The organism is Ruegeria sp. ANG-S4 (assembly GCF_000814005.1).
GTDB lineage: Bacteria > Pseudomonadota > Alphaproteobacteria > Rhodobacterales > Rhodobacteraceae > Ruegeria.
Window position 1 is genome coordinate 325,570 of sequence record NZ_JWLK01000001.1, and the last position, 24,408, is coordinate 349,977.

26 protein-coding genes are annotated in these 24,408 nt (G+C 57.3%); 16 read left to right on the forward strand and 10 right to left on the reverse strand.

Annotated elements, in window-relative coordinates:
• Positions 1 to 2 precede the first annotated feature (2 nt).
• From RA28_RS01720 to mdh, 6 genes are all read right to left on the reverse strand, one after another.
• Positions 3 to 2,960, reverse strand: a complete 2,958-nt coding sequence (locus RA28_RS01720; RefSeq protein WP_039523070.1) for a 2-oxoglutarate dehydrogenase E1 component — start codon at positions 2,958 to 2,960, stop codon at positions 3 to 5.
• Positions 2,957 to 3,499 carry a DUF805 domain-containing protein gene (locus RA28_RS01725; RefSeq protein ID WP_039523073.1) on the reverse strand — a complete coding sequence of 181 codons (543 nt, stop codon included), beginning with the start codon at positions 3,497 to 3,499 and terminating at the stop codon, positions 2,957 to 2,959. The genes RA28_RS01720 and RA28_RS01725 overlap by 4 nt, the downstream gene beginning before the upstream one ends.
• Positions 3,496 to 4,041 carry a DUF805 domain-containing protein gene (locus RA28_RS01730; protein WP_039523076.1) on the reverse strand — a complete coding sequence of 182 codons (546 nt, stop codon included), beginning with the start codon at positions 4,039 to 4,041 and terminating at the stop codon, positions 3,496 to 3,498. Before RA28_RS01730 ends, RA28_RS01725 begins: the two co-directional genes overlap by 4 nt.
• A 19-nt stretch (positions 4,042 to 4,060) precedes the next feature.
• Positions 4,061 to 4,942, reverse strand: a complete 882-nt coding sequence (sucD, locus tag RA28_RS01735) for a succinate--CoA ligase subunit alpha (RefSeq protein ID WP_039523079.1) — start codon at positions 4,940 to 4,942, stop codon at positions 4,061 to 4,063.
• Between the two features lie 83 nt (positions 4,943 to 5,025).
• A complete protein-coding gene (gene sucC / locus RA28_RS01740) occupies positions 5,026 to 6,219 on the reverse strand; it encodes an ADP-forming succinate--CoA ligase subunit beta (protein WP_039523082.1) in 1,194 nt (397 codons plus the stop codon).
• A 308-nt stretch (positions 6,220 to 6,527) separates the two neighbouring features.
• Positions 6,528 to 7,490, reverse strand: a complete 963-nt coding sequence (mdh, locus tag RA28_RS01745; protein ID WP_039523085.1) for a malate dehydrogenase — start codon at positions 7,488 to 7,490, stop codon at positions 6,528 to 6,530.
• A 160-nt stretch (positions 7,491 to 7,650) separates the two neighbouring features.
• On the opposite strand from mdh, the gene RA28_RS01750 reads away from it, so the two are divergent.
• Entirely contained in the window at positions 7,651 to 8,406 is a 756-nt protein-coding gene (locus tag RA28_RS01750) for a sulfite exporter TauE/SafE family protein (RefSeq protein ID WP_039523088.1), read from the forward strand.
• On the opposite strand, the gene RA28_RS01755 is transcribed toward RA28_RS01750, so the two are convergent.
• Positions 8,403 to 8,702, reverse strand: coding sequence for a hypothetical protein (locus RA28_RS01755; RefSeq protein WP_039523090.1), 300 nt, complete (start codon positions 8,700 to 8,702; stop codon positions 8,403 to 8,405). The genes RA28_RS01750 and RA28_RS01755 overlap by 4 nt on opposite strands.
• A gap of 176 nt (positions 8,703 to 8,878) precedes the next feature.
• Here RA28_RS01755 and RA28_RS01760 point away from each other — a divergent pair, with 176 nt between their 5' ends.
• From RA28_RS01760 to RA28_RS01805, 10 genes are all read left to right on the forward strand, one after another.
• A complete protein-coding gene (locus RA28_RS01760) occupies positions 8,879 to 9,736 on the forward strand; it encodes an HpcH/HpaI aldolase/citrate lyase family protein (protein ID WP_039523092.1) in 858 nt (285 codons plus the stop codon).
• A gap of 6 nt (positions 9,737 to 9,742) precedes the next feature.
• Positions 9,743 to 10,294: an NnrU family protein gene (locus RA28_RS01765; RefSeq protein WP_039523094.1), complete on the forward strand. Its 552-nt coding sequence runs from the start codon at positions 9,743 to 9,745 to the stop codon at positions 10,292 to 10,294.
• A 15-nt stretch (positions 10,295 to 10,309) separates the two neighbouring features.
• Positions 10,310 to 10,516 carry a DUF1737 domain-containing protein gene (locus tag RA28_RS01770; protein ID WP_039523095.1) on the forward strand — a complete coding sequence of 69 codons (207 nt, stop codon included), beginning with the start codon at positions 10,310 to 10,312 and terminating at the stop codon, positions 10,514 to 10,516.
• Complete coding sequence (locus RA28_RS01775) at positions 10,516 to 11,544, forward strand: MaoC family dehydratase (RefSeq protein ID WP_039523096.1); 1,029 nt, start codon at positions 10,516 to 10,518, stop codon at positions 11,542 to 11,544. The genes RA28_RS01770 and RA28_RS01775 overlap by 1 nt, the downstream gene beginning before the upstream one ends.
• A gap of 65 nt (positions 11,545 to 11,609) precedes the next feature.
• Positions 11,610 to 12,272 (forward strand): DUF1194 domain-containing protein, encoded by a 663-nt coding sequence (locus RA28_RS01780; protein ID WP_039523098.1) that lies wholly within the window; start codon positions 11,610 to 11,612, stop codon positions 12,270 to 12,272.
• 216 nt (positions 12,273 to 12,488) lie between these two features.
• Positions 12,489 to 12,872, forward strand: a complete 384-nt coding sequence (sdhC, locus tag RA28_RS01785; protein WP_039525516.1) for a succinate dehydrogenase, cytochrome b556 subunit — start codon at positions 12,489 to 12,491, stop codon at positions 12,870 to 12,872.
• Between the two features lie 11 nt (positions 12,873 to 12,883).
• Positions 12,884 to 13,258: a succinate dehydrogenase, hydrophobic membrane anchor protein gene (sdhD, locus tag RA28_RS01790; protein ID WP_039525518.1), complete on the forward strand. Its 375-nt coding sequence runs from the start codon at positions 12,884 to 12,886 to the stop codon at positions 13,256 to 13,258.
• Positions 13,259 to 13,282: 24 nt separating this feature from the next.
• A complete protein-coding gene (gene sdhA, locus RA28_RS01795; protein WP_039523100.1) occupies positions 13,283 to 15,088 on the forward strand; it encodes a succinate dehydrogenase flavoprotein subunit in 1,806 nt (601 codons plus the stop codon).
• Between the two features lie 12 nt (positions 15,089 to 15,100).
• Positions 15,101 to 15,880 (forward strand): succinate dehydrogenase iron-sulfur subunit, encoded by a 780-nt coding sequence (locus RA28_RS01800; protein ID WP_039523103.1) that lies wholly within the window; start codon positions 15,101 to 15,103, stop codon positions 15,878 to 15,880.
• A gap of 87 nt (positions 15,881 to 15,967) precedes the next feature.
• Positions 15,968 to 16,216 carry a hypothetical protein gene (locus tag RA28_RS01805; RefSeq protein ID WP_039523104.1) on the forward strand — a complete coding sequence of 83 codons (249 nt, stop codon included), beginning with the start codon at positions 15,968 to 15,970 and terminating at the stop codon, positions 16,214 to 16,216.
• A gap of 321 nt (positions 16,217 to 16,537) precedes the next feature.
• Here the strand turns inward: RA28_RS01805 and deoD are convergent, their stop codons facing one another.
• The 3 genes from deoD to RA28_RS01820 form a co-directional block, all read right to left on the reverse strand.
• The gene (gene deoD / locus RA28_RS01810) at positions 16,538 to 17,251 is read right to left on the reverse strand and encodes a purine-nucleoside phosphorylase (RefSeq protein WP_039523106.1); all 714 of its coding nucleotides are present in this window, start codon (positions 17,249 to 17,251) and stop codon (positions 16,538 to 16,540) included.
• A 16-nt stretch (positions 17,252 to 17,267) separates the two neighbouring features.
• A complete protein-coding gene (locus tag RA28_RS01815; protein WP_039525521.1) occupies positions 17,268 to 17,585 on the reverse strand; it encodes an H-NS histone family protein in 318 nt (105 codons plus the stop codon).
• Positions 17,586 to 17,709: 124 nt separating this feature from the next.
• Positions 17,710 to 19,677: a protein meaA gene (locus RA28_RS01820; protein ID WP_039523107.1), complete on the reverse strand. Its 1,968-nt coding sequence runs from the start codon at positions 19,675 to 19,677 to the stop codon at positions 17,710 to 17,712.
• A 146-nt stretch (positions 19,678 to 19,823) separates the two neighbouring features.
• Here RA28_RS01820 and RA28_RS01825 point away from each other — a divergent pair, with 146 nt between their 5' ends.
• The 5 genes from RA28_RS01825 (at position 19,824) to RA28_RS01845 (ending at position 24,386) form a co-directional block, all read left to right on the forward strand.
• Complete coding sequence (locus RA28_RS01825; RefSeq protein ID WP_039523108.1) at positions 19,824 to 21,206, forward strand: 1-acyl-sn-glycerol-3-phosphate acyltransferase; 1,383 nt, start codon at positions 19,824 to 19,826, stop codon at positions 21,204 to 21,206.
• A gap of 110 nt (positions 21,207 to 21,316) precedes the next feature.
• Entirely contained in the window at positions 21,317 to 22,603 is a 1,287-nt protein-coding gene (gene ccrA, locus RA28_RS01830) for a crotonyl-CoA carboxylase/reductase (RefSeq protein ID WP_039525524.1), read from the forward strand.
• Between the two features lie 184 nt (positions 22,604 to 22,787).
• Entirely contained in the window at positions 22,788 to 23,006 is a 219-nt protein-coding gene (locus tag RA28_RS22610; RefSeq protein ID WP_039523109.1) for a hypothetical protein, read from the forward strand.
• Positions 22,945 to 23,664, forward strand: a complete 720-nt coding sequence (locus RA28_RS01840; protein WP_039523110.1) for a helix-turn-helix transcriptional regulator — start codon at positions 22,945 to 22,947, stop codon at positions 23,662 to 23,664. Before RA28_RS22610 ends, RA28_RS01840 begins: the two co-directional genes overlap by 62 nt.
• Positions 23,665 to 23,747: 83 nt before the next feature.
• Positions 23,748 to 24,386 carry an acyl-homoserine-lactone synthase gene (locus RA28_RS01845; RefSeq protein ID WP_039523111.1) on the forward strand — a complete coding sequence of 213 codons (639 nt, stop codon included), beginning with the start codon at positions 23,748 to 23,750 and terminating at the stop codon, positions 24,384 to 24,386.
• Positions 24,387 to 24,408 lie beyond the last annotated feature (22 nt).

The following is a 24,408-nucleotide window of genomic DNA, read 5'->3' on the forward strand; positions in this document are numbered from 1 at the left end:
GTTTACTTTCCTTCAATGGTCAGCGCTTCGTTCACCAGCGCTTCTTGTTGGGCTTTGTGTTGGCTCGCCAGGCCCGTTGCGGGCGAGGCAGATGTGGCGCGACCGACATAGCGCGGTCGGGTGTTCTTGGCCTTGATGCGGGTGAGAACCCATTCGATATTGGGTTCGATGAAGGTCCACGCCCCCTGGTTCTTGGGTTCTTCCTGGCACCAGACCATCTCGGCCCCCTTAAAGCGCTCAAGTTCATTGATCAGCGAATGTGCCGGGAACGGATAGAATTGCTCGATCCGCATCAGGTAAACATCGTCGATGCCGCGCGCATCGCGTTCTTCAAGCAGGTCAAAATAAACCTTGCCCGAACACATCACGACCCGTTTGATTTTGTCATCCTTGACCAATTTGGTCTCGGAATTTCCGTGCTGCGCATCGTCCCACAGAACCCGGTGAAAGCTGGACCCGGTGGTGAATTCTTCAGCCTTGCTGACCGCCAGCTTATGACGCAGCAGCGATTTGGGTGTCACCAGGATCAGTGGTTTGCGGAAGGTCCTGTGCAATTGACGTCTTAGGATGTGGAAATAGTTCGCAGGCGTGGTGCAGTTGGCAACGATCCAGTTGTCTTGCCCGCACATCTGCAGGAACCTTTCCAGTCGCGCTGATGAGTGTTCGGGGCCTTGCCCTTCAAATCCATGCGGCAGCAAGCAGACCAAACCGGACATACGCAGCCACTTGCTTTCGCCTGAACTGATGAACTGGTCGAACATGATTTGAGCACCGTTGGCAAAGTCGCCGAACTGAGCCTCCCACAGGGTCAGCGCGTTGGGTTCTGCCAGCGAATACCCGTATTCAAAACCCAGCACCGCATATTCGCTGAGCATCGAGTCGATTACCTCGTAATGCGACTGCCCTTCGCGAACATTGTTCAGGGGATAGTACCGTTCCTCGCTTTCCTGATGCACAAATCCGGAATGGCGCTGGCTGAACGTCCCGCGCGTTGCATCCTGTCCGGACAGGCGCACCGGATAGCCTTCGGTCAGCAGCGACCCAAAGGCCAGAGCTTCGCCCGTGGCCCAGTCGAACCCGGCGCCGGTCTCGAACATCTTCTTCTTGTGGTCCAAAAGGCGCGCCACGGTTTTGTGCACCGCGATATCATCTGGTGCATGGGTGAGTGCGACGCCGATCTCGGCCAGTGTCTCGGGCTTGATCGCAGTTTGACCGCGCACATATTCGTCCTTGTTTTTGTCCAGGTGAGACCAGCGCCCATCCAACCAGTCCGCTTTGTTCGGCTTGTAGTCCTTGCCGGCCTCGAACTCGTCATTCAGATGCGCTTGGAATGCGGCCTTCATATCCTCGATCTCGCCTTCGGGGATCAGACCATCCTTGACCAGACGCTCGGTGTACAAAGACAGCGTCGTTTTATGCGTCTTGATCTTCTTGTACATGATCGGGTTGGTGAACATGGGCTCGTCGCCCTCGTTGTGACCAAACCTGCGGTAGCAGAAGATGTCGATGACGACGTCCTTGTGGAACTTCTGGCGGAATTCGGTTGCCACCTTCGCCGCATGCACCACCGCCTCGGGGTCGTCGCCGTTCACGTGGAAGATCGGTGCCTCGACCATCAGCGCGATATCCGTGGGATAGGGGCTGGAGCGTGAGAAGTGTGGGGCCGTCGTAAAGCCGATCTGGTTGTTGACGACGATATGCATGGTGCCGCCGGTCTTGTGCCCGCGCAGACCGGACAGGCCAAAGCCTTCGGCCACAACACCCTGACCGGCAAAGGCCGCATCGCCATGCAGCAGAATGCCCATCACCTTTGTGCGGTCGGTGTCTTTCAGTTGATCCTGCTTGGCGCGGACCTTGCCCAGAACCACCGGGTTCACGGCCTCCAGGTGGCTTGGGTTGGCGGTCAGCGACAGGTGCACGCTATTGCCGTCAAATTCGCGGTCGCTGGATGCGCCCAGGTGATACTTCACGTCGCCCGAGCCGTCGACATCTTCGGGCTTGAAGCTGCCGCCCTGAAACTCGTTGAAAATCGCGCGGTAGGGTTTGCGCATCACGTTCGCCAGGATGTTCAGACGGCCCCGATGCGGCATCCCGATGACGATATCCTGAACCCCAAGCGCGCCACCGCGTTTGATGATCTGCTCCATTGCAGGGATCAGGCTCTCGCCGCCATCCAGACCAAAGCGCTTGGTTCCCATGTATTTGACATGCAGGAATTTCTCGAAGCCCTCGGCCTCGACCATCTTGTTCAGGATCGCCTTGCGGCCCTCTTTGGTAAAGGCGATTTCCTTGCCATAGCCCTCGATCCGTTCCTTGAGCCATGCCGCCTGTTCCGGATCGGAAATGTGCATGTACTGCAGGGCAAATGTGCCGCAATAGGTCCGCTTCACGATTTCGACGATCTGGCGCATACTGGCCATCTGCAGGCCCAATACGTTGTCGATAAAGATCGGGCGATCCATGTCGGCATCCGTGAACCCATAAGTTTTAGGGTCCAACTCGGGATGTGTGCTGGCCGCGCGCATGCCCAGCGGGTCCAGATCGGCGGCCAGATGGCCCCGGATCCGGTAGGCCCGGATCAGCATCAGTGCCCGCAGACTGTCCAGCACGGCGCGCTTGATCTGATCCTCGCTGACTGTAACGCCTTTGGCTTCGGCCTTGTCTTTGATCTTGTTGCCTGCCGCCTTGGCGTCAATCTCGGCCCATTCGCCGGTAAGCGCACCGGTCAGATCGTCCGCAGGCATCGGAGGCCAGTCGCTGCGCGCCCATGAGGGGCCCTCGGCCTCTTTCTGCACATCCGGCGTGGCATCGCCCATCTGCCTGAAAAACTCGACCCAGGCCGCATCCACTGCGCCGGGGTCTCGGGTGTATTGGGCGTAAAGCTGTTCCAGATATTCCGCATTGTGCCCCTGCATAAAGCTTGAGGCATGAAAGGCAGAGTTGGGCGTATGTTCGGTCATTGGGCTACCTCATATGGGTTGGGACCGTATTGGTTGGTGCCGGGTTCGCTGGGTCGGGTCAGCCACCACAGAACCAGGAGGGGCGACACAAAAAGGATCAGCAGTGTCGGAATGACGATCAGCAGGGTGGCGCGGGTGAAGAGAATATCCAGATTGCCGCCGTGCTGGAAACTGGAGGCAAGGCCGATGCCAAAGATCAACACCGCGAAGGCCCCGAGGATCAGCAGGATCGGCAGCAAAGCATAAAGCCCGCTGCGCCCGGTATCATGCATCCGCCGCCATGCAACGGCGAGGTGCGGGAAAAAGACGATCAGGCCGACGATGCTCTGCACCGGCTGCGAGGACGTGGCCGCGACAGATTTCGACGTCTCGGTTTCAGTCACGGCGACCTGAGTGAAAAACTGCGCGTCGATGACCCCGGCAATGATGTTCCAGATCACGATGAACAGGAAAAAGAACCAGTATTCGGGCCGCGAGGCGCGCCCTGAGAAGGTGAAGAACTTGGAGAAACAGGTGCGTATGGCGTCGGAGAAAGTCATGCGGTCAACTCCGAAGCATTTGGCCCGTATTCGTTGGTTCCGGGTTCAGAAGGAGTTGTGCCCCACAATACGATTACTACGAATGCCAAGAGCGAAAGCACGAGTTGTGGTACCCCTAGTAAGAAAGCAAAAATCAACGCGATGTTCACTGATATCAGCCCTAATAGACCCACAAAAAAGGACAGCATAGGGCCAAAGAAAAATGCTAGAAAAAGCGCGAGCCAAGCATACCAACCCGGGAATCCAATATCATGCACTCGACGTGTGAGCATTGCCGCAAAAGGTATGAGGACCAAAAGCGACACAACAAGGCTTCCAATTCGAGGGCTGTAATCAGTGACATTGGATATCTCGTGCGTCTGTTCACCGGTCAGCAAATCTGTAGTCGTGGTAAATTCTTGATAAGTCGTTGGACCAAGAGCCAATAAATCGAATGCCAGAGCAGCTAACAGCAACAACAGTATCGGGGTCACATACATCCAGTATTCCGAGCGGGAGGCCCGCCCGGAAAATGACAGAAGTGTTTTGACACTAAACTGCATAGCTCTGAGCTGATTCCTATCAACCAATCGCTTCCAACACAGCCTCACCCAGCTGCGCCGGGCTTTCGGCCACGACGATACCGGCCGAGCGCATGGCTTCGATCTTGTCCTCGGCACCGCCTTTGCCCCCGGCGACAATCGCGCCCGCGTGGCCCATGCGGCGGCCCGGAGGGGCTGTGCGGCCTGCAATGAAACCGGCGGTCGGCTTTTTGCGGCCCTTCTTGGCCTCATCCGCGAGGAACTGCGCGGCTTCTTCCTCGGCCGAACCCCCGATCTCACCGATCATGATGATCGAGTGGGTCTCGTCATCGGCCATGAACCACTCCAGCACGTCGATATGCTCGGTGCCCTTGATCGGGTCGCCGCCAATGCCCACACAAGTGGACTGGCCCAGACCCACATCGGTGGTCTGCTTGACGGCCTCGTAGGTCAGCGTACCCGAACGCGACACAACACCGACCGAGCCGCGCTTGTGGATATGGCCGGGCATGATGCCGATCTTGCAGGCGTCCGGCGTGATGACACCGGGGCAGTTTGGGCCGATCAGGGTGGACTTTGAACCCTCAAGCGCACGCTTGACCTTCATCATGTCCAGAACCGGGATGCCCTCGGTGATGCAGACGATCACCTCCATCTCGGCATCAATCGCTTCGAGGATCGAGTCCGCTGCAAAGGGCGGCGGAACATAGATCACCGAGGCGTTGGCTTCGGTCACATGCTTGGCTTCGTGGACCGAGTTGAACACGGGCAGGCCCAGATGCTCCATCCCGCCTTTGCCGGGGGTCACGCCGCCGACCATCTTGGTGCCATAGGCGATGGCCTGCTCAGAGTGGAACGTGCCCTGCGAGCCGGTAAAGCCCTGACAGATCACTTTGGTATTTTCGTCGATGAGGACTGCCATCTGGCGTTCTCCTTTGTAGGGCGGGCTTGAGCCCGCCAAAATCTTGGGAAAGGTAGGCTGAAGCCCACCCTACGGGATGACAATCAGCCTTTAACCGCCTTCACGATCTTCTCGGCACCGTCCTTCAGGTTGTCCGCCGCGATCACGTCCAGGCCAGAGGTGTTGATGATCTCTTTGCCTTTCTCGACATTCGTGCCTTCCAGACGCACGACCAGCGGAACCTGCAGGCCGACCTCTTTCACCGCGGCGACAACGCCCTCGGCGATGACGTCACAGCGCATGATGCCGCCGAAGATGTTGACCAGAATGCCTTTGACGTTCGGGTCCGAGGTGATGATCTTGAACGCTTCGGTCACTTTCTCTTTGGTGGCACCACCGCCCACGTCAAGGAAGTTGGCAGGCTCGGCCCCATACAGCTTGATGATGTCCATCGTCGCCATCGCCAGACCGGCGCCGTTCACCATGCAACCGATCTCGCCATCCAGCGCGATATAGTTCAGGTCGTATTTCGAGGCTTCCAGTTCCTTGGGGTCTTCCTCGGTCGTGTCGCGCAGCTCGGCGATATCCGGATGGCGGTAAACCGCGTTGCTGTCGAACCCAAGCTTGGCGTCCAGCACCTTGAGGTCGCCACCTTCGGCCACGATCAGCGGGTTGATCTCCAGCATCTCCATGTCCTTCTCGACGAAGGCCTTGTAGAGGATGCCCATCAGGCGCACGCACTGCTTGACCTGCGCGCCTTCCAGACCCAGCGAGAACGCGATGCGGCGGCCATGATACGGTTGGTATCCAGTCACAGGGTCCACCGAGAAGGACAGGATTTTCTCGGGCGTCTCGGCAGCGACTTCTTCGATGTCCATGCCGCCTTCAGTTGAGCAGACGAACGAGATGCGGCTGGTTTGCCGATCCACGAGCAGGGCCAGATAAAGCTCGCGTTCGATCCCCGACCCGGCTTCGATATAGATACGGTTGACCTGCTTGCCCGCAGGGCCGGTCTGATGCGTGACCAGCGTGCGGCCCAGCATCTTCTTGGCTTCCTCAGCTGCTTCTTCGACCGATTTGGTCAGACGGACACCGCCTTTTTCCCCGGCATCGACCTCTTTGAATGAACCCTTGCCGCGACCACCTGCGTGGATCTGCGCTTTGACCACCCACAAGGGGCCATCCAATTCACCGGCTGCGGTTTTGGCTTCCTCGGCCCGCAACACGGCGCGACCATCGGAGACCGGAGCGCCATAGCTGCGCAAAAGCGCTTTGGCCTGGTATTCGTGAATATTCATCGAAATTGTCCCGTCTGACTATGATTAAACCGTTATAGGCGTGTCTAAGGGCCAAATTTAAAGAGTTTTTTGACGTGTCACGGGAAATTGTCGAAGATTTTCGACATTTGTGATCACGGGTTTTTGGGGTGTGATCACAAACGGGACGAGGCTTGCGAGCTTGATTCGATTACATGAGATTGTGCAGGGAAATTGCTTTCATGTATGAGATTTGCGGCGTTTGCGCCAACATCTCTGAGCCCCTTTGCGCGGCTCAAACGAAAACCGGCCCATCAAAGGGCCGGCTCTGAATTCTTGATTGCGGGGGTTTACGCCAGCGAACTGTCGATCCCTTTGCAGGCCTCGATCAGACCCTTCACGGCGTTGACCGAATTGTCGAACCCGGCCTGCTCTTCTTCGTTGAGCTTGATGTCGACGATCCGCTCGATACCGCCTGCACCGATCACGGTGGGGACACCCACATACATGCCTTCTACGCCCAGTTCGCCGTCGCAATAGGCGGCGCAGGGCAGAACGCGTTTCTGGTCCTTGAGGTAGGCTTCGGCCATTTCGATCGCCGAGGTGGCAGGCGCGTAAAAGGCTGAACCGGTTTTCAGCAGACCCACGATCTCGGCACCGCCGTCACGGGTGCGCTGGACGATGGCGTCCAGTTTTTCCTGCGTGGTCCAGCCCATTTCAACCAGATCGGGCAGCGGGATACCGGCAACGGTCGAATAGCGCACCGAGGGCACCATCGTGTCGCCATGGCCGCCCAGAACAAAGGCGGTCACGTCGCGCATCGAGACGTTGAACTCTTCCGACAGGAAATGGGCGAACCGGCCCGAGTCCAGAACGCCCGCCATGCCGCAGACCTTGTTGTGCGGCAGGCCCGAGAATTCGCGCAACGCCCAGACCATCGCGTCCAGCGGGTTGGTGATGCAGATGACAAATGCATCCGGCGCGTGGGCGCCGATGCCTTCGCCGACCGATTTCATGACCTTTAGGTTGATGCCCAGCAGGTCGTCGCGGCTCATGCCCGGTTTGCGCGGCACACCTGCGGTGACGATGCAGACGTCCGCGCCGGCGATGTCCTCGTAAGACTGGGTGCCTTTCAGCTTGGCGTCGAACCCTTCCGAGGGACCAGACTCGGCGATATCCAGCGCCTTGCCTTCCGGGGTGCCTTCGGCGATGTCGAACAGCACGACGTCACCAAGTTCTTTCATTGCTGCGAGGTGGGCGAGCGTGCCGCCGATCTGACCTGCGCCGATCAGCGCGATCTTGGGTCTGGCCATTTGGAATATCTCCGATGGGATTTAAATCGCGGTTGTGCTAGTCGCAAATGCGACGTCGCGCAAGCCTTCTGCGGCGCGGCATGCCACCGCATACCGTTTGCACAGCCCGCACCGATTGCGCTAAACCGCTTATGAATCATGCCAATTTCCGGAACGCCCCATGTTCGAAATGAACCTGATGTTTTTTGCCGTAGCGATCCCTGCGGTGATCTTTGCGGGCATCTCGAAAGGCGGGTTCGGCTCGGGCGTGGCCTTTGCATCCTCGTCGATTCTGGCGCTGATCCTGACGCCCGGGCAGGCACTGGCGCTGATGCTGCCGATCCTGATGGTGATCGATGTTGCCACGCTTGGCCCCTACTGGAAACGCTGGAGCTGGCCGGATGCCCGCCTGCTCATGCTTGGCGCGGTGCCGGGTGTTGCGCTGGGCACGTGGCTTTATCGCGCAACCGATGATGACCTGCTGCGCCTGCTGATCGGCGGGATCTCGATCGGATTTGTGATCTGGCACGTCGCCCAGACAAAGGGCTGGGTGCGCGGCTTTGCCCATCGTTTACCAGCCTACGCGGGTTTGTTCGCCGGATTGGTCGCGGGTTTCACCAGCTTCGTCAGCCATGCAGGCGGCCCACCCGCCGCCGTATACCTTCTGTCACAACGCCTGTCGAAGACCCAGTTTCAGGCCACAACCGTATTGGTCTTCTGGGTCATCAACATCGCAAAGTTCATCCCCTACGCCTTTCTTGGCCTCTTCACATGGCACACAGCGCTCGCTGATCTGTTGCTGACGCCCTTTGCAATCCTCGGTGCATGGCTTGGCGTTCGGGCCCATTTCATGCTGTCCGAACGCGTGTTTTTTGGCATCGCCTATGTTCTGCTGACCTTGACGGGGAGCAAGCTGATCTGGGATGCGCTGGTTTAGATGTTCGGCGGCAATGTCTCGGCCAAAACCTCAAAAGACCGGCCTGAGGCGATCAGGCAGGTCATCCCATCGGGCAGCGTCACCGTGATTGTCCAACTGCCGGTTCGGTCCGAGGCATAAACCTCCATCACTGCCCCCTGACGTGCAATCCCGATGCCCCGGCGGGTTTCGCCATAGGTTTCGGACAGCCGCTCTACGACAGCTTTACGTGGTGCGCAGTTTTGCGCCCAGACCTGCTGCGCAGCGATCGCCAAGATACCCAGCCCAATTGTCATGTTCAGGAACATCCTCTTCATGCCTCACCCTTTCGATTCCCTTCGTCAAGCAGGGTGCGGTGCGCGGACCGAAATCGCGTTAAGGCACCGCACGTTGCGTCAACGGGCGGGAATGCTGCGCTGCGGCGATTTTGTTCTTGAACTTTCCGACAAAAAATGCCCCATTCCGCGCAACATTCTTTCAAAGGGAGAGGCCAATGGATCCCCGTCAGCGCCCCTATCGCTCTGTTCTGTACATTCCCGGCTCGCGTGACCGGGCGCTGGAAAAGGCCCGCAACTTGCCGGTGGACGCCATCATCTTTGATCTGGAAGATGCCGTTTCCGCCGATGAAAAAGACAACGCCCGCGAAACACTCAAGGCCGCTTTGGCCGTTGGCGGTTATGGCGCGCGTGTCAAAATTGTTCGCATCAATGGGCTGGACACCGAATGGGGCCGCGCTGATGCCGAAGCCGTGCGCAACATGGATGCGGATGTTGTTTTGCTGCCCAAGGTGAACGCGGCCTCTGACGTGGATGAACTCGCCAAAATCACCGGTGACCTGCCGATCTGGGCGATGATGGAGACCCCGCGCGGAATGCTGAACGCCGCCGAGATTGCCGCGCATCCGCTGACGGCCGGGTTTGTCATGGGCACCAACGACCTCGCCAAAGAGCTTCAAACTCGCTTTCGCCCGGATCGCCTGCCGTTGATGACCTCGCTTGGTCTTTGCCTGCTGGCCGCCAAGGCCGAAGGGATTGTCATCGTCGATGGCGTATACAACGCCTTCAAAGATGCCGAAGGTCTGGCCGCCGAATGCGAACAAGGCCGCGATATGGGATTTGATGGAAAAACCCTGATCCACCCGGCGCAGGTTGACGTGGCCAATACGGCCTTTGCCCCAACCGAGAGTGAAATCGACCTCGCACGCCGCCAGATTCAGGCGTTTCAGGAAGTCAAGGCGCAGGGTCAGGGTGTCGCCGTGGTGGACGGCAAGATCGTTGAAAATCTGCACGTTGAAACTGCGCGTGAAATTCTGGCAAAAGCGGAGGCGATTTTAGACTTGCAAGCGGGGTAGCTAGCAATGGGTTTCGGCCTTCTGATCCTTGGGGTCGCTCTGTGGTGGGCGGCGCATCTTTTCAAACGAGCGATGCCGGCGCAGCGGGCTGCGATGGGCGATGCGGGCAAAGGCGTGGTCGCCCTTGCGCTCGTCATCGCAATCCTGTTGATGATTTTCGGCTATCGCATGACCGATTTCATCTATGTTTGGGCACCACCTCCGTTTTTGTTCCACATCAATCACACGCTGGTGCTGATCGGCATTTTCATGATGAGCCCCGCAGGCACCAAGGGTCGCTTGCTCAACCGGTATCGCCACCCGATGTTGAGCGGGTTCATGCTGTGGGCCTTCGCCCACCTTCTGGTGAACGGGGATCTGGCCTCGATCGTTCTGTTTGGCGGACTGCTGTCCTGGGCGCTGGTCGAGGTTGTCGTGATCAACACATCTGAACCTGACTGGAGCCCCGGCGAACCCGGAACCTATGGCAAGGACGCCATGTTCTTTGTCGCGTCGATCATATTGCTGGGCATCATCGCCTATATTCACGGGCTGGTCGGCCCGTCACCCTTTCCCTAGTGAGGAGCAACGACAATGGCACTTCTTTACCGCCTGCTGACAGAGGAAGACACATCTGCCTTTTGTCATAAGGTGTCCGAGGCGATCGCCAAGGGATGGGAGCTTCATGGCTCTCCCTCCTATGCGTTCGACCCGTCCCAGAATGTCATGAGGTGCGCACAGGCTGTGACCAAAACGGTTGAGGCCGACTACACTCCCGAAATGAAACTGGGACAGCAGTGATGGCCAAAACCAATCCAGGCAACTTTTTCGAAGACTATTCAATCGGGCAGGTCCTGCACCACGCCGTCCCGCGTACCGTCACGGAAGGCGAACGCGCGCTGTACCACGCGCTCTACCCAGCACGACATGCGCTCTATTCCTCGGATGAATTCGCCCGGAACTGCGGATTGCCGCAAAGTCCGATTGATGATCTGGCTGCGTTCCACGTCGTCTTTGGCAAAACGGTCCCGGATATTTCGCTGAATGCGGTTGCCAATCTGGGCTATGCCGAAGGACGATGGCTGAGACCGGTTTATCCCGGCGATACGCTGCGCGCGGAATCCGAGGTCATCGGCCTCAAGCAGAACTCGAATGGCAAAACCGGGGTCGTCTGGGTCCGCACGCGCGGACTGAATCAGCGCGACGAAGTGGTGATCGAATATGTGCGCTGGGTGATGGTGCGCAAATCGAACCTTGATGCCCCCGCGCCCGAGACGGTTGTGCCCGAACTGAAGCAGGCGCTCGATGCTAGCGATCTCGTGGTGCCCGAGGGTCTCGATTTCACCAAATATGATTTTGTACAATCCGGCGAAAATCACCGCTGGGATGCGTACAACACGAAAGAAACGATTGATCACGTCGACGGCGTGACCGTGGAAGAGGCCGAGCACATGCTGGCCACCCGTCTGTGGCAGAACACCGCCAAAGTGCATTTCGACCTGACCTTCCGCCCCGAGGGTCGGCTGATCTATGGCGGCCATGTGATCTCGATGGCGCGGGCCTTGTCGTTCAACGGTCTGGCAAACGCGCAGATGATCGTTGGCCTGAACGGCGGCGCACACGCCAACCCCTGTTTCGCAGGTGATACGATCAAGGCTTGGTCCGAGGTTCAGGACAAGGCCGAAACCGGAACTCCCGGCGTCGGCGCCCTTCGCCTGAGGCTGGTGGCCACAAAGGGCGGTGAGCCCTTTGCCCTGCGCGACGACGATGGCAAGTACGTGCCCAACGTTCTGTTGGACCTTGATTACTGGGCCCTGATGCCGATGTAGCGGCGGCGTGTCTTCACTGACATTGAAGTGATCGCGGTCGCAAAAATCCGTGTTACCTTTGGGCCATGATGATGTTGCGCGCGTTCATTGCCAGCTTGTGTCTGGCCGCGCAGGCTCATGCCTGCGATCTGGCCCTAGCCTTGGCCGTGGACGTCTCGGGTTCCGTCGATTCCGACGAATATCGCATACAGATGGACGGCCTCGCGGCCGGGCTGCGCGACCCGGTGGTGTCCGAGGCTTTGGTGCGAGGGCAGGCCCAGCTGATGCTGTTGCAGTGGACCGGCAGCTCGCGCCAGCGGGTCACGATTCCATGGACCCGGATCGACAGCTTCATCGCGTTGGAAAACTTCGCTGAACAGGTCGCAGCCGACCAACGCGTCTGGCGCAACTTTTCAACGGCGATTGGCGAGGCGCTGGAGATGACGATTGCCCATTTTGACAGTGTGACCGACTGCAAACGCCACCTGATCGACCTTTCAGGTGATGGGATTTCCAATGAAGGGGTGGAACCCGCCGCGCTCCATCCCCGACTGCGCGACAGCGGTGTCACCGTGAATGCCATCGCCATAGAGGAAAGCGAGCCGGACCTGACCGCCTACTTTTTCGAGAACGTCATCGTCGGCGAAGGCGCATTTGTAGTCTCGGCCGCCGGATTCGAAGACTACCCCGAGCGAATTAGAAAAAAGCTGTTGCGCGAAGTGACGCAGCAAACAGCCGTGATGGAATAACGCTTGTTCCAGATTCGTGATCACAATGCTTTGCCATTGAAAACGCTAACATTGCAGCGAGTGTATATGATTTGTGATCACGGTAACATTTTGTGTGATCACATATCAAAATTATCAGGTCTTTTCCGCAAAAATGGGTGTTTTTTGCACCCGCAGCACGTGACAGACTTGCAAAAAACGGTAAAACCATCGGTAGCCAACCGAAAAGGAGCCAACATGGCCGATGTAAATCGGGGCAATCGCCCTCTTTCACCTCACCTCACGATTTATCGTCCGCAGATGACGTCGATTTCTTCGATCATGGTGCGGATTACCGGAATTGCCGCGCTGGCTGTCTCTTTCTTCGTCGTTTGGTGGCTGCTGGCTGCGGCTACGTCCGAGAATGCATTCAACTTCATCGACGGGCTTATGAGAAGCTGGCTGGGTGATCTGGTCATGTTCCTGGCGGCGTGGGCGATCTTTTATCACATGCTGGGTCGGTTGCGGCATGTGATCTGGGATCTGGGCTACTGCGTGGATGTCGGGATTTCTGAAAAGCTGGGTATCGGCATGTTCGTTCTGGCAACCATCCTCGCCTTCGTGACAGCTCTTGCGGTTTAAGGAGAATGGCCATGCAAAACTACCTGACAGACCGTAAGCGTGCGCAGGGAACAGGCGCCGGGGGGCAAGGCACGCATCATCACTGGCAGATGATGGCAAGTTCGACCGCCTTGGTGTTTTTGGTTCCGCTTTTCGTCTTCACCTTTGCTGCGGGACTTGGCGGGACTTACGAGGAAGTTCTGGCTTACTACAGCAGGCCGTTCCCGGCGATCATCACCGGACTAACGCTGGTTGTCGTCATCATTCACCTTGTGCGCGAGACGCAGGTGGCCATTGAGGACTATGTTCACGGTGTCGCAGAAAAGCTGAGCCTGATGGCTGTGGCCGCCTTTGGCTATACATTGATAGCCGCGGGTTTGTTTGCCCTCGTCAAGCTCGCCCTGTGAATCGCGCGGTAAGGATTTTTCACGATGACTGCATATGAATACGAAACCCACGAATACGATGTGGTGGTGGTTGGCGCCGGTGGCGCAGGTCTGCGCGCGACTTTGGGTATGGCCGAACAGGGGTTACGCACCGCCTGTGTGACCAAGGTTTTTCCAACGCGTTCGCACACGGTCGCCGCGCAAGGCGGGATTGCCGCATCGCTGTCGAACATGGGCCCCGATCATTGGCAGTGGCATATGTATGACACTGTCAAGGGCTCGGACTGGTTGGGCGACACGGATGCGATGGAATACCTCGCGCGCGAAGCCCCGAAAGCGGTTTACGAGCTTGAGCACTATGGCGTGCCGTTCAGCCGCACGGAAGAAGGCAAGATTTATCAGCGCCCCTTTGGTGGCCATACAACTGAGTTTGGTGAAGGCCCCGCGGTACAACGGACCTGTGCCGCCGCCGACCGGACCGGCCACGCGATCCTGCACACACTCTACGGTCAGTCGCTGAAGAACAACGCCGAATTCTACATCGAATATTTCGCGATTGATCTGATCATGTCCGAGGACGGGCAGTGCCAGGGTGTCGTCTGCTGGAAGCTGGACGACGGCACCATGCATGTGTTCAACGCCAAGATGGTGGTGCTGGCAACCGGTGGCTATGGTCGTGCTTATTTCAGCGCAACCTCGGCGCATACCTGCACCGGAGATGGCGGTGGCATGGTGGCACGTGCGGGACTTGCCCTGCAGGATATGGAGTTCGTGCAATTCCACCCGACCGGCATCTATGGCTCGGGCTGCCTGATCACCGAAGGTGCGCGCGGCGAGGGGGGGTATCTGACCAACGCGGAAGGCGAACGGTTCATGGAGCGTTACGCGCCCCAGTACAAGGACCTTGCGCCACGCGACTATGTCTCGCGCTCGATGACCATGGAAATCCGCGAAGGGCGCGGGCATGGGGATGACGGGGATCATATTCACCTGAACCTCAGCCATTTGCCCGCTGACGCGCTGGCCGAACGCCTTCCGGGAATTTCCGAATCCGCCCGCGTGTTTGCCGGTGTGGATGTGACGAAAGAACCGATCCCGGTTCTGCCAACGGTTCACTACAATATGGGCGGTATCCCGACGAACTATTGGGGAGAGGTCCTCAACCCCACGGCAGAGAACCCGACCGCGGTTGTGCCCGGCCTGATGGCCGTGGGTGAGGCGGGTTGCGCTTCGGTTCATGGGGCCAACCGTTTGGGCTCAAACTCCCTGATTGACCTTGTGGTCTTTGGCCGTGCGGCTGCAATCCGTGCCGGTAAGGTGGTGGACGCGGACGCGCCGAACCCGGTGCTGAACCAAGCCTCGGTCGACAAGGCGTTTGACCGCTTTGACGCTGTGCGCAACGCCAGTGGGGCCATCCCGACCGCCGATCTGCGGCTTGAGATGCAGCGCACCATGCAAGAAGACGCGGCCGTGTTCCGGACGGCTAAGACGATGGCGGAAGGCGTCGAAAAGATGACGGCAATTGCCGCCAAGATGGACGACCTCAAAGTTTCGGATCGCAGCCTTGTGTGGAACAGCGATCTGATGGAGTCGCTGGAACTGACCAACCTTATGCCAAGTGCGCTGGCCACGATTGTCGGTGCCGAAGCGCGCAAGGAATCCCGTGGTGCGCACGCGCATGAAGACTTCACCGAGCGCGACGATGAAAACTGGCGCGTTCACACCGTTTCAAGGGTTGATGGCAACACTGTGGAACTCAGCTATCGTCCGGTTATCGTCGATCCGCTGACGACCGAAGACGAAGGCGGCATCAGCCTGAAGAGAATCGCGCCCAAGGCGCGGACGTTCTAAGGAGAGGAACTTATGGTACAACTGACCCTCCCCAAGAATTCCCGGATTACCACCGGAAAAACGTGGCCAAAGCCCGAAGGCGCGACGAATGTGCGCAAGTTCCAGATCTACCGTTGGAACCCGGATGATGGCCAGAACCCGCGCGTCGACACGTATTTCGTCGATATGGATACTTGCGGCCCGATGGTTTTGGACGCTCTGATCAAGATCAAGAACGAGATTGATCCGACCTTGACGTTCCGTCGATCGTGCCGCGAAGGTATCTGTGGGTCCTGTGCAATGAATATCGACGGGATCAACACGCTGGCCTGCATCTATGGCATGGATGAGATCAAAGGTGATGTGAAGATCTATCCGCTGCCCCATATGCCGGTGGTCAAGGACCTGATCCCGGACCTGACTCATTTCTATGCGCAGCACGCTTCGATCATGCCGTGGCTGGAAACCAAGACCAACCGCCCGGCGAAAGAGTGGAAGCAGTCGATCGAAGACCGCAAGAAACTGGACGGTCTTTATGAATGCGTGATGTGCGCCAGTTGCTCGACCTCGTGCCCGTCTTACTGGTGGAACGGCGATCGTTACCTTGGCCCCGCAGCGCTACTGCACGCCTATCGCTGGATCATCGACAGCCGGGATGAGGCTACGGGTGAACGTCTGGATGAGCTTGAAGACCCGTTCAAACTGTATCGCTGCCATACAATCATGAACTGCGCCAAGACCTGTCCAAAGGGTCTGAACCCGGCCAAGGCGATCGCCGAAATCAAAAAGATGATGGTTGATCGCGCGGTTTGATCACAGTTGCAAAAAGTTTGAAACCCGGGATGGAAATGTCCCGGGTTTTTTCGTGTGCTGCGGGCATAGAGAATTCGGAGAAGACCAATGACTCAGACAACAATCAAAGTTCTGTCCATCGCCGCGCTTGCGTGTCTTTCGGCCTGCGGCGGTTCGAGCAGCAATCGGGCAGATCTTGTCTTTAAGCAGGTTGAGTGCGCCCAACAAGCTGGGATCAATGGCTCCTTTACCACGCAGTATGAACTGAAAAACGGCAAGCAAACCGAGGTTTTTGTGCCCGGAGACAACATCACCGAAGCACAGGCTGCCAGAGCAAACGCCTGCATGGCCGCGTAATCGGTTTTCAGACGTCCTGCTTGGCAACGCATTGCCAGCCCGTTGCCAAAGTCGGGCGTCGCCTGATGCTTGAACTCGGACGGAGAATGGGCAATTCATAAGGATGCCCATTCTTCTTTTGATTTTGGCTGCAGGCGTTTTCGCCTATTTTCTTTGGCGATCGCGAACCTCGTCTTTGACGAGGGATTGCCGATGGCGGCAGCACCGCAGCGAAGACGCATGGATTTGTGCGTATTGCGGAGCCCGACAAGAAGGCGCAGAGGCCCCGACAACCTGTTTGCGAAACCAGCCTTAGGTCAGCGGGGCCATGTGGCGCCTGTTTTATGCGTCGCCTGGAAAGGCCGCTTGCAGCGCGATTTCCACCATATCGCCAAAGCTGCGTTCACGCTCGGACGCTGGAAGGGCGTCACCGGTCAGAAGGTGATCCGACACAGTCAAAACAGCCAAGGCGCGGCATTTATGGCGCGCAGCAAGGATATAGAGCTCGGCAGCTTCCATCTCGACGCCCAGAATACCGTGGCGCGTCATTTGCTCGTTCAGGTCGGGACGTTCGTCATAAAAGACATCCGAAGAGTATATTCCGCCCACATGCGCTGGTGTCCCCTTGGCTTTCGCGGCCCTCACCGCAGCCTCCAATAGGTCCCAATCGGCGCAGGGTGCAAAATTCAACTCTTTCATGATGCCGCGCGACGGCGTGCTGAGCGTTGTCGACGTCATCGCCAAAATCACATCCCGAACCTTGACGTTTTCCTGCATTGCTCCGCACGAACCAATACGGATCAGCGTTTTGGTACCGTAATCGCGAATTAATTCATTGGCGTAGATGGACAGGGATGGCATACCCATTCCACTGCCTTGAATAGTTACCGGATTGCCATTCCAGGTTCCGGTAAATCCAAGCATGCCGCGCACATCGTTAATTTGCCGCACGTCATCAAGAAACGTTTCCGCTGCCCATTTCGCGCGATAGGGATCACCCGGCAATAAAACAGTTTCTGCTATTTCGCCTTTTTCAGCGCCTATGTGAATTGTCATTGTTAACCCGGGCCAGTCAGACTTCGAGGTCCGAGATATCAGCACCGGCTTTCAAAGCGTCATGTATCCATTGCGGTTTTCGACCACGACCCGTCCATGTTTGCGAATGATCCGCCGGATTGCGATACTTTGCTTTTGCCTTTGTCCCTTTCGTCGACTGGGACGAAACCGTCGATAGTTCTGCCAACGAAAAACCAAATTCCGCCGCGGCTTTTTCGGCGGCTTTCAAGGCCTCTTTTCTCTCACGGGTTTCGGCGTTCTTGATTGCTTTTTCGACTTGTGCGCCAAGCTCTATTAATTCTTTGCGCGACATTTTTTCCAGATTGATCCCCATCATTCCCCTCCGCTATGTGGGTTGCCCCAAAGCTGTTATGTTTAGACAAAAGCTAATTCGCCTGAGTTCTCTATCCCTTTCAAGGGGGAATTAGAATTGAAAAAGCTCAGCGGCGGTTTTTTGACTATTGCGCTGCCAGCGTCTGGGGATCAACCAGCGTCACGATATCGCCCATGATTGCGTTCAGTTCAAAGTTCTTTGGCGTATAAACTTTCGCCACGCCCATCAAAATCAACTGTTCGGCGTCCTCGTCCGGGATGATGCCGCCCACGACGACCGGGATATGGCCCAAACCAGCCTGTTTCAGACGTGCCATCACGTCCTTGACCAAAGGCAGATGGCTGCCAGACAAAATGGATAGACCGATAACATGGGCATCGTCTTCTGCGGCTGCGGTGACAATTTCTTCGGGCGTCAGGCGAATGCCCTCATAGCTGATGTCCATTCCGCAGTCGCGCGCGCGGAACGCGATCTGTTCTGCCCCATTCGAATGGCCGTCCAATCCGGGTTTGCCGACCAGGAATTTCAGGCGGCGGCCCAGCTTGTCACTGACCGCGTCCACCGCGGCGCGCAGGTCTTCCAAACCCTCGGTTTTGTTGGAAACGGAGCCGGACACACCGGTCGGACCACGATATGTCCCGAACGCTTTGCGCATTTCTTCGGCCCATTCTCCGGTGGTTACACCAGCCTTTGCTGCTGCGATCGACGGCTCCATCACGTTGGCCCCTGTTTGGGCCGCATTCCGCAGGGCTGCCAATGCGCGGGCGACGGCACTTGCGTCGCGTTCAGACCGCCATTCGTTCAGCCGCGAAATTTGTTCCTGCTCGACCGCAGGGTCGACAACCATGATGCCGCCATCTTCGGTCTGCAAGGGTGATGGTTCGCCCTGTGTCCACTTGTTGACCCCAACCACAACGGTTTCGTTGCGTTCGATCCGGTTCAGCCGCTCGGCATTTGAATCCACCAGCCGAGATTTCATGTACTCGATCGATGCAACCGCGCCACCCATTGAGTCCAGATTCGCCAGTTCTGCGCGTGCACCAGCCTTGAGTTCTTCGACTTTTTTGTCGACGGCGGGGTTTCCGTCAAACAGGTCCTCAAATTCAAGCAAATCGGTCTCGTATGCCAGAATCTGCTGCATCCGCATCGACCACTGTTGGTCCCACGGACGCGGCAAGCCCAAAGCCTCGTTCCATGCAGGAAGTTGTACCGCGCGCGCGCGGGCCTTCTTCGACAACGTCACGGCCAGCATTTCAATCAGGATGCGGTAGACGTTGTTTTCAGGCTGCTGCTCGGTCAATCCCAAAGAGTTGACCTGCACACCATACCGGAACCGGCGGAACTTCGGATCCTCGACGCCATAGCGGTCCTGCAGAATCTCGTCCCACAAATCGACGAAGGCCCGCATTTTGCACATTTCCGTAACAAAACGGATACCGGCGTTCACAAAGAACGAAATTCGCCCGCAGAGCGCCGGGAAATCTTCGGCTGGAACCCTCGGGCGCAACTCGTCCAGCACGGCGATCGCGGTGGCCAAAGCATAGGCCAGTTCTTGCTCGGGTGTCGCACCTGCCTCTTGCAGGTGATAGGAACACACGTTCATGGGGTTCCATTTGGGCACATTGGTATAGCAGTACTCAGCCACATCCGCGATCATCTTAAGCGATGGTTTGGGAGGGCAGACATAGGTGCCGCGGCTGAGATATTCCTTGATCAGATCGTTCTGAACCGTGCCCTGCAATTTCGACACATCCGCGCCCTGTTCTTCGGCCACCGCGATATAAAGCGCCAACAGCCAGGGCGCCGTGGCGTTGATGGTCATCGAGGTGTTCATTTGTTCCAGCGGGATTTGATCGAACAAGACCCGCATATCACCCAGATGACAGACCGGGACGCCGACCTTGCCAACCTCGCCACGCGCCAGCGTGTGGTCGCTGTCGTATCCAGTCTGCGTTGGCAGGTCGAATGCGACAGAAAGCCCCGTCTGACCTTTTGCCAGATTGCTGCGGTAAAGCGCGTTTGACGCCTGCGCGGTCGAGTGACCGGCATAGGTGCGAATAAGCCAGGGGCGATCTTTCTGCGTCTGCGTCATGGTGCACTTCCCGCAAGTCAATGAGCAACAAAATTACGTACCAAGGTTCTAAAGCGCAATTTTTGGGATATGTCAATTCGCTGCGTCGCGGCATCGTGCGGTTTCTTCAGATTGTGACGGACGCGGATTAGTGGCACTGTGCGCGCATGACGCAGAGTGTGGAAATTCCGCTGTGGCTTTTTGTGCTGATCGTGGTGTTCGCCGCGATCACTTTCGCCTCGCATTTCTTGTTTCCTTCGGTGCGCTGGTTCTTTCGTCGTCGCCTCGAACGCGCTGTTGCGCGGCTGAACAAGCGTCTGCAGCGTCCGATACAGCCGTTCAAACTGGCCGGGCGACACGACATGATTCAGCGCCTGACATATGATCCTCAGGTCAGTAAGGCCGCGCAACAGTTCGCCAAAGAGGAACACATTCCCGAAGCCGTCGCATCGGAAACTGCGCGACGCTATGCGCGTGAGATCGTGCCTTCGTTCTCCGCGTTCGCTTATTTCAGCTTTGCCATTCGCATGGCCCGGTTGCTGAGCAACTCTTTCTACACGGTCCGGCTCGGATACGAGGACGAAGCGGCAATCAACGAAATTGATCCGGATGCGACGGTTGTGTTCGTCATGAACCACCGCAGCAATATGGACTATGTCTTGGTGACTTACCTAGCCGCAAGCCGATCAGCCTTGTCTTACGCAGTGGGTGAGTGGGCCCGGGTCTGGCCACTAAGCCGGTTGATCCGTGCGATGGGCGCCTATTTCATTCGTCGTAAATCCGGCAACGATCTGTATCGCCAGGTATTGGCAAGCTACGTGCGGCACGCCACGGAAGCAGGCGTAACGCAAGCCATGTTCCCCGAAGGCGGGTTGAGCCTGACGGGCAAGCTTGGGCGCCCGAAGTTGGGTTTGCTCAAATACATTATCGACGGAGCCGAAGCGGGCGATCGGGACGTCGTGTTTGTACCGGTCGCTTTGAATTATGACCGGGTTCTGGAAGACACAATTCTGACAGCGGCTGCGCAGGACACCGACAGGCGCTTTCGGGCGCGGATTGGTGTGGTGACGCGCTGGACGCTTAGGCAAATCTGGCTCCGTTTGATTGGTCGGTACAAGCGGTTTGGCCTTGCCTCGGTTCGATATGCCTCACCCATTTCCTTGCGTGCATTCCGCCAGGATCACAGCCGGGACCTGACAACCGATTTGGCGCGCGAACTGATGCAACGCATTGCTGGCGCGATTCCCTTTGCCCCGTTGCCCGAGGCGTGCCGCATCATCCAGCAGGACGGGTCGATTTCTGAAGCGGATTTGAGGGCGCGATTATTGGACCGGGCACGGCCTGAACTGGGCGAGGATGCCGAACCCGCAATTCGGGATGCAATCGATCAACTTGTCGACCGCCGTCTGCTAAAACGTGACAATGGCACCCTTGCACCGACGGGTGAGCGCTCGGACCTTCTGACGTACTATGCCGCATCTTGCTCGGCGCAAAATGTGCCACAGGATGCTGCGCACGCAAAAGATGTTTCTGCACCTGCGGGGTCATAAAGTTACAAATTTGATCCGAAAATGGTTGCATTATTGCTTGGCCAACAATATTCCATCCTTGAGGCCGCGATTCTGCATCGCGGCAAGACTGTCAGCAAATGGAGGCCAGCATGGCTTTGGACACCGAAAGTGGTATCGCGTCATACGAGGCGCCGGAGAAAGACCTCTACGAGATGGGTGAAATCCCTCCGATGGGATATGTCCCGAAACAAATGTATGCGTGGGCGATCCGCAAGGAACGTCACGGCGAGCCGAATACGGCCATGCAGTTGGAAGTCGTGGATGTTCCGAAACTGGACAGCCACGAAGTGCTGGTTCTGGTTATGGCGGCTGGCGTCAATTACAACGGCGTATGGGCCTCTTTGGGCAAGCCCATCAGCCCGTTTGACGGTCATGGACAACCCTTTCATATCGCGGGTTCCGATGCGTCGGGCATCGTCTGGGCGGTTGGCGACAAAGTGCGCCGCTGGAAAGTGGGCGACGAGGTCGTGATACACTGCAACCAGGATGACGGAGATGACGAAGCCTGCAACGGCGGTGATCCGATGTATTCGGACAGCCAACGCATCTGGGGTTATGAAACACCCGATGGATCCTTTGCGCAGTTCACCAACGTTCAGGCCCAGCAGCTGATGCCGCGCCCCCGGCACCTGACCTGGGAAGAAAGTGCATGCTACACTTTGACCCTGGCCACGGCCTACCGCATGTTGTTCGGGCACGAGCCGCACGACTTGAAACCGGGTCAGAACGTTCTGGTTTGGGGTGCTTCGGGCGGCTTGGGCTCATATGCCATCCAGTTGATCAATACCGCAGGCGCAAACGCAATTGGCGTGATCTCGGATGAAAGCAAGCGCGACTTTGTCATGAATCTGGGTGCCAAGGGCGTTATCAACCGCAAAGACTTCAATTGCTGGGGTCAACTTCCGACAGTTAACACACCGGAATATGCCGAATGGTTCAAAGAGGCCCGCAAGTTCGGCAAGGCGATCTGGGACATCACCGGCAAAGGCGTAAATGTTGACATGGTGTTTGAGCATCCCGGCGAAAGCACCTTTCCCGTGTCGACTTTTGTCGTAAAAAAAGGCGGTATGGTTGTGATTTGCGCCGGGACCACTGGATACAATCTGACGTTCGATGTCCGCTACATGTGGATGCACCAGAAGCGCCTGCAGGGATCGCACTTTGCGCACCTGAAACAAGCATCGGCTGCCAACCAACTGATGATCGAACGTCGTCTGGATCCCTGCATGTCCGAAGTGTTCGCATGGGACGACTTGCCAGAGGCGCATATGAAAATGATGCGCAACGAACACAAGCCCGGTAACATGTCGGTTCTGGTTCAGGCGCCTAACACGGGAATGCGCACACTTGAAGAGGTGCTGGCCGCGCGCGGCTGACCTTGCCTACGGCAGATTTTTGCACCCGCAAAGCGTAGCTCGCTTTGCGGGTGTGTTGTTTTCAAGGGTTTATTTTTTCCGATCCCGCTATTTTGGGGGAGTAGAAAGCAGTGAGTATGCCGGAATATCCCGCACATGCTATGGTTGTGTTAACCCTTCGTTAACTATTTCGGGGACACCATCAATGGCGAAAAATGAGTGGATACTGGACGTTCTGTCGGACCTCAACGCCTTTGCGGTGGCGAACGGGATGAACGCGCTGGCCGAGCAGTTGGATGATACCCGCCTGATCGCAGCGGCCGAGATTGCGTCCATGCAGGATGAGGCACGAGCGCCCGCGCATGGGAACAAAGTTCGATTTAAGCCAGGTCCCGGAGGATTTGGAAAACACCAGCACGCTTGACGAGCTTGCCGATGTTGCGGTCCGGATGCGCGACGATCTGGGACTGGATCACATAACCTATCATTGGGTGGATGGTGCCGGCGACCAGTATGGTTTTACGACATACTCGGATGCGTGGGACGAACAATATCGCGAAAGAAACTACCATAGAATTGATCCGGTGATCCTGGGCTGTTTTCAACGGTTTCATCCGGTTGATTGGAAACAGCTGGATTGGTCGGGCAAGTCCGTTCGTGCCTTTCTGCGCGATGCCCGCGAACACGGTGTCGGAAATCAGGGGTATTCCATCCCATTGCGTGGACCCATCGGTCAATTCGCGTTGTTGACCATTAACCACACTTGCGAAGATGACCACTGGCAGCGCTTTATTGCGACCTACAGCCGCGATCTTATCGTGATTGCCCATTACTTGAACAGAAAGGCATTGGAATTTGCCCGTGAACGGCAACCCGAAATCCAGCGGGCGCTGTCCCCGCGCGAAATCGATGCCATGACTTTGCTGGCTCTGGGGCACAGTCGTGCCCAAGTGGCGCATACCCTTTCAATTTCAGAGCACACGTTGCGCGCCTACATTGAAAGTGCTCGGGCAAAACTGGGCGCGCAAAACACGACTCATGCAATTGCGACCGCGCTCAGCAGAGGTTTAATAGTCGTTTAACCACCGCGCGTTGCACATACCCAACGTTAACCACGTGTACGTACTCCCTTTGTTCCAGTCATGGACGACAAGGGGAATACGTCATGTTGCGTTATCTGTATGCCGATGAGTTACATCGGTTTCCGGCTTTGGCCGAAGGCATGTTTCGGGACCGCGCGGATCAATTCAAAACCCGGTTGGGATGGGATGTTGCGGTTGATGTGAACGGCGAGGAGCGGGATCAGTACGACACGATGAACCCGCTCTATGTCATCTGGGAAGAGCAAGATGGCAGTCACGGCGGATCAATGCGGGTTATGCCGACGACGGGACCGGTTATGGTGAACGAAGTCTTTGGGCATCTGAACAGCGGCCTGCCAATCTGCAGCCCGTTGATCTGGGAAGTCACCCGCTTTTGCCTGTCACGCACTGCAAGCCCACACACCGCAGGGGCCATCATGTTGAGCGGCGGCGAGATGATGGAGGGGTTCGGCCTATCGCATATCGCAGGTGTGTTCGACGCACGGATGATCAGGATCTATCGACTGATCGGGTCTTCCCCGATCGTTCTTGGATCGCAAGGCAAGGGCCGGGACCAGATTTCAGTGGGATTGTGGCCCTATTCTCCGGACGATTGCGACCGCGTTGCCAAACGTGCCGGTATCCCGCGTGACCTGTCACGCCTGTGGTTCAAAACCGCATTTGGAAACGTGGCACAGCACCGGTTTGCGCTGTCCGCATAGCAGCTCGAAAATCGCATTCCGT